Below are 4369 nucleotides of genomic sequence, written 5' to 3'. Positions count from 1 at the left end.
CCACCACACGTTTTGGTTGGAACGCATCTCCCAAATCAATTATTAACAGGCCCTAGCCGGCACCCCGATATCGCTGACCGCGTTTGCTGATGGCGCATCATCAAGCGGAGCATCAGCCACGACCTTGGCGATTTTGAGATATTCAATGTTGAGGGTAATGGCTTCGCTATAGCGCAACACGAAATAATCGCCGTCGACTCCGTAGAAACGCGCCAGGTCTTGCTCTACCGTGGCGTCGTTCTCTTTGTCGGCGACCAGCGGCCGCCGCATCACCTGCTGCAGGATGAGCCGGTCCAAATTGCCGCTGGTATCGAAAAAATAATCCTGGAGGATGCCGGTAAACAGTACCGCCTGCCCTGCCACATTTACAAGCGCCGATACGGCGATCAGATCCGGCCGTTGTTCTTCGTCAAAATCGGCGCCGGTCAGCAAGTAATACCAAGGCGCATCGTTAAAGCGTAGCCAGAGAGCTAACCAGCTACTGCCTGCGCGGTCCAGCCCGAAGTAAATGATGACGAACCGAAAACAATTAGGCACGACCCAAGCGCCGGCATACAAACTCAGGAAATAAGCGCATATCCAAGAAAATTGCGCAGCGATCCCCTGGATCGCCTTGGACTGGCCGGCGGGATCGGAGGACAAGAGTTCGAGCAACAATAGCGGTTGCAGCGTGCGTCCGAACAGGTATGCGGACGTGAGCAACCACAAAGGATGGAAAACGCAATTCCACAGCATCGCCTCAGTGACAATCTGTCCGAACGGAGAATAATCGAGGGAAATGCGCTCTGCTCGCTTGAATCTGGAACGAGCGATAAAACCCGGGAGCAGCAGCAGGAAGACGATTAAAGCAGGCAGCGCTACGTTCATCGTTCCGCTCAGGCGGCCTTGGGAACGACGCTTATACGGTACAGCACGGTGCCCTCTTGCGCGGAATGCACGCTGATCAGGTCGTCAGCGGGGACAGAAGTGGCGGAAGTCGACAATGATGACTTGGAGTTCTTACTGGCTAAATAGGCGCGCAGCTGCAACTTGGCGCTGGGATCAGCGAGAATCGTTTTAGCTAATGCGCTCTGGAGTGCTTTCATAGTGCGTCCACTATGCCATAGAAATACATCTTTTGCATGTTCTCGCCCCTCATCTTTATCCAACAGAAATACGCCTTAACAACGGGATTGTCATATGCAAATAACGAGATATAAGTTTGGCGTATATAGGGTCGCTGATAAAATTGCACATCTGACTGAATAATCTGAAGCACACCCGTGATCCGTATCGAACACCTGCATAAAACCTACCCGCTGGAACGCAATGCCAAAACCGCCGGCACTCCCGTCGCCGCATTGTCCGACATCAATCTGCATATCAAGAAGGGCGAAATTTTCGGCATCATCGGCCGCTCCGGCGCCGGCAAAAGCACCTTGGTCCGCACTCTCAACATGCTGGAACGCCCGTCCAGCGGACAAGTGCTGATCGAGGGCGCAGACATTACCGCGCTGGACAATAACGGCCTGCATCGGCTGCGCCAGCGGATCGGCATGATTTTCCAGCACTTCAACCTGCTCAACGCCAAGACCGTGGCCGCCAATATCGACTGGCCGCTGAAGATCACCGGCAAATACACTCAGCAGCAACGCGCGGCGCGGGTCAGCGAATTGCTCGACCTGGTCGGCCTCAGCGAGCATCGTGACAAATATCCGGCGCAATTGTCCGGCGGCCAGAAACAGCGTGTCGGCATCGCCCGCGCGCTGGCCAACACCCCGCATCTACTGCTATGCGACGAAGCCACCTCCGCCCTTGATCCTGAAACCACCCAAGCTATCCTGCGCCTGCTGCTCGACATCAACCGCAAGCTGGGCTTGACGATCGTGCTGATTACGCACGAGATGCAAGTGATCCGCAACATCTGCGACCGGGTTGCGGTGATCGAGGCTGGCCGCATCGTCGAAGCCGGCGATGTCGCCGAAGTGTTCCTCCATCCGCAACACGCTGTCACCCAAAGCATGGTCGCCGAAAGCACACCGTTCTCGGCCGAGAACGCATTGCTGCCGTCCACCGCGGCCGGCATTACCCAGTTGCACGGCCTGCTGGTGCGCCTGACTTACGTCGGCGACATCACCTATCAACCCATCCTGAGCAGCATCGCGGCGGCGACGCCGGCGCTGATCACCATCCTGCAAGGCACCATCGCCCGCATCAAGGACACGCCCTACGGCCAGTTGCTGGTGGAATTGCGCGGCGAACCGGCCGATGTAGCGCAGGTCTTCACCACCCTGGATCAACACAATATTCGGCATGAGGTGCTCGCATAATGGATTTCTCTCTCATCGACTGGGCCGACATCTGGCAAGCCACCTGGGAAACCCTGGCCATGACCGGCTTTTCCCTGCTGTTCACGATACTGCTCGGGCTGCCGCTCGGCATCCTGCTGTTCATCACCGGCAAACGCCAGTTGCTTGAGCAGCGCGGCATTTACCGCTTGCTGTCGCTGGTCGTCAATGTGCTGCGCTCGGTACCGTTTCTGATCTTGCTGATCGTGATGATTCCGGTCACGGTGCTGCTGGTCGGCACCTCACTCGGTGTGCAGGGCGCGATTCCGCCGCTGGTGCTGGGCACTGCGCCGTTCTTCGCGCGCCTGGTGGAAAACGTGCTGCGCGAAATCGATCGCGGCGTGGTGGAAGCCTGCCAGGCCATGGGCGCCAGCAAACGCCAGATCATCTTCGGCGCGCTGCTGCCGGAAGCCCTGCCCGGCCTGATCGCCGCCACTACCGTCACCGCGATTGCCTTGATGTCTTACGCCGCCATGTCCGGCGTGATCGGCGGCGGCGGCCTGGGCGATCTGGCGATTCGTTTCGGCTACCAGCGGTTCCAGACCGAAGTCATGGTCGCCACCGTTGCCGTGCTGGTGGTGCTGGTGCAAGCGTTGCAGTTTTCCGGCGATCGGCTGGTGCTGCATTTCACGCGCAAGTAAGTTAGCCGGATAAGTAATTCAGTTGTCGCATGTTTGTATTTTCAAAATCCAAAAAGGGAGTTATATGTCACGCAAATCGTCACGCAAATTTTCATTATCGCTGGGGCTGGCTGCGGCCGTGTTCTCGACCTTCAGCCTGATCGCCGCTGCACCGGCGCAAGCTGCCGACAAGCTGGTGATCGCCGCCTCACCGGTGCCGCACGCCGAAATCCTCGATTTCGTCAAACCTATCCTGGCCAAGGAAGGCGTCGATTTGCAGGTCAAGGTATTCACCGACTACATCCAGCCGGCGGTGCAGACCAACGAGAAAAGAGTCGACGGCAATTTCTTCCTGCATCAGCCGTACTTGAACGAATTCAAGAAAAATCACAAGAACGATATCGAAGTAGTCGTCACCAAGGTGCACGTCGAGCCGTTCGCCGGGTATTCGAGCAAGTACAAGAAACTGGCTGATTTGCCGGACGGCGCAACGGTCGCCATCCCGAACGATCCGTCAAACTCCGGACGCGCCCTGCTGCTGCTGTCACGCCAAGGTCTGTTGAAACTGAAAGATCCGAGCAATATCTCGGCGACGCAAAAAGACATCATCGAAAATCCCAAGCATCTGAAGTTCAAGGAACTGGAAGCCGCCACCCTGCCACGCGTGTTGAATCAAGTCGACCTGGCTTTGATCAACACCAACTATGCGATTGAAGCCAAGCTGAATCCGGTCAAGGATTCCTTGTTCATCGAAGACGCCAATTCGCCTTACGCCAATTTGCTGGTTGCCCGTCCGGATAACAGGGACAGCGCCGCCATCAAGAAACTGGCGGTTGCGTTGAACTCGCCGGAAGTGAAGAAATTCATTGAAGAAAAGTACAAAGGTGCGGTGGTGCCGGCGTTTTGATTGACGCAGATGGAATGTTTTATCGATCATAATCGACAATAATCGCCAATAAGCGTGTCCAGTCCTAAAATAGGTTGACAGGTTTTATTGCAACACAAACGCTCGATGCACCGCATCGGGCGTTTTGTATTTCAGGGCCGTATGCGGCCGTTCCCGGTTGTAGATCCGAACGGATTGCGCCACCATCTTCGCGGCTTGTTGCAGGTCTGCCGGACGGTTGAGCAGGAATTCACCCTTGAGGATGCCGTTGACCCGCTCAGCCAATGCATTCTGGTAACAGTCGTATCCATCAGTCATCGAGCAAATCAATCCATGCCGACGATGGATCTCCTGATAGTACGTCGAGCAATACTGGATACCCCGGTCAGAGTGATGGATCACCGGTGTGTTGCCGTAGCGTCCGCGCAGGGCCATCTTGAGCGCCCGGCTGACTTCCTCGGTTTGCAAGCTGCCGTGTACGTGGTAGCCAACAATCTTGCGTGAGTAGGCATCCGTCACCAAGCTCAGATACACGA

6 protein-coding genes are annotated in these 4369 nt (G+C 56.3%); 3 read left to right on the top strand and 3 right to left on the bottom strand.

The features are described 5' to 3' along the window. Positions 1 to 42 precede the first annotated feature (42 nt). Positions 43 to 867 carry a hypothetical protein gene (locus tag KHU33_RS25590; RefSeq protein WP_211468282.1) on the bottom strand — a complete coding sequence of 275 codons (825 nt, stop codon included), beginning with the start codon at positions 865 to 867 and terminating at the stop codon, positions 43 to 45. An 8-nt stretch (positions 868 to 875) separates the two neighbouring features. After that, a complete protein-coding gene (locus KHU33_RS25585; RefSeq protein ID WP_211468280.1) occupies positions 876 to 1085 on the bottom strand; it encodes a hypothetical protein in 210 nt (69 codons plus the stop codon). Between the two features lie 177 nt (positions 1086 to 1262). On the opposite strand from KHU33_RS25585, the gene KHU33_RS25580 reads away from it, so the two are divergent. The 3 genes from KHU33_RS25580 to KHU33_RS25570 all read left to right on the top strand — a co-directional run bounded on the left by KHU33_RS25580 (position 1263) and on the right by KHU33_RS25570 (position 3854). Next, complete coding sequence (locus KHU33_RS25580; RefSeq protein ID WP_211468278.1) at positions 1263 to 2309, top strand: methionine ABC transporter ATP-binding protein; 1047 nt, start codon at positions 1263 to 1265, stop codon at positions 2307 to 2309. Continuing rightward, positions 2309 to 2968, top strand: a complete 660-nt coding sequence (locus KHU33_RS25575) for a methionine ABC transporter permease (protein WP_211468276.1) — start codon at positions 2309 to 2311, stop codon at positions 2966 to 2968. Before KHU33_RS25580 ends, KHU33_RS25575 begins: the two co-directional genes overlap by 1 nt. Positions 2969 to 3032: 64 nt before the next feature. Then, complete coding sequence (locus KHU33_RS25570) at positions 3033 to 3854, top strand: MetQ/NlpA family ABC transporter substrate-binding protein (protein ID WP_211468274.1); 822 nt, start codon at positions 3033 to 3035, stop codon at positions 3852 to 3854. 84 nt (positions 3855 to 3938) lie between these two features. Here the strand turns inward: KHU33_RS25570 and KHU33_RS25565 are convergent. Next, positions 3939 to 4369: IS3 family transposase (locus KHU33_RS25565; protein WP_211468273.1), on the bottom strand; the 431-nt coding region annotated here is incomplete at its 5' end.

The organism is Collimonas silvisoli, assembly GCF_018305005.1.
Taxonomy (GTDB): domain Bacteria; phylum Pseudomonadota; class Gammaproteobacteria; order Burkholderiales; family Burkholderiaceae_D; genus Collimonas; species Collimonas silvisoli.
Note: the sequence above shows the minus strand (reverse complement) of the source record. Positions and strands in the feature narration are given on the sequence as shown.

Excerpts from the sequence above, each read along its gene's own strand:
- KHU33_RS25590 (WP_211468282.1), bottom strand. The coding sequence starts at position 867 with ATGAACGTAGCGCTGCCTGCTTTAATCGTCTTCCTGCTGCTGCTCCCG.
- KHU33_RS25585 (WP_211468280.1), bottom strand. The coding sequence starts at position 1,085 with ATGAAAGCACTCCAGAGCGCATTAGCTAAAACGATTCTCGCTGATCCC.
- KHU33_RS25575 (WP_211468276.1), top strand. The coding sequence starts at position 2,309 with ATGGATTTCTCTCTCATCGACTGGGCCGACATCTGGCAAGCCACCTGG.
- KHU33_RS25570 (WP_211468274.1), top strand. The coding sequence starts at position 3,033 with ATGTCACGCAAATCGTCACGCAAATTTTCATTATCGCTGGGGCTGGCT.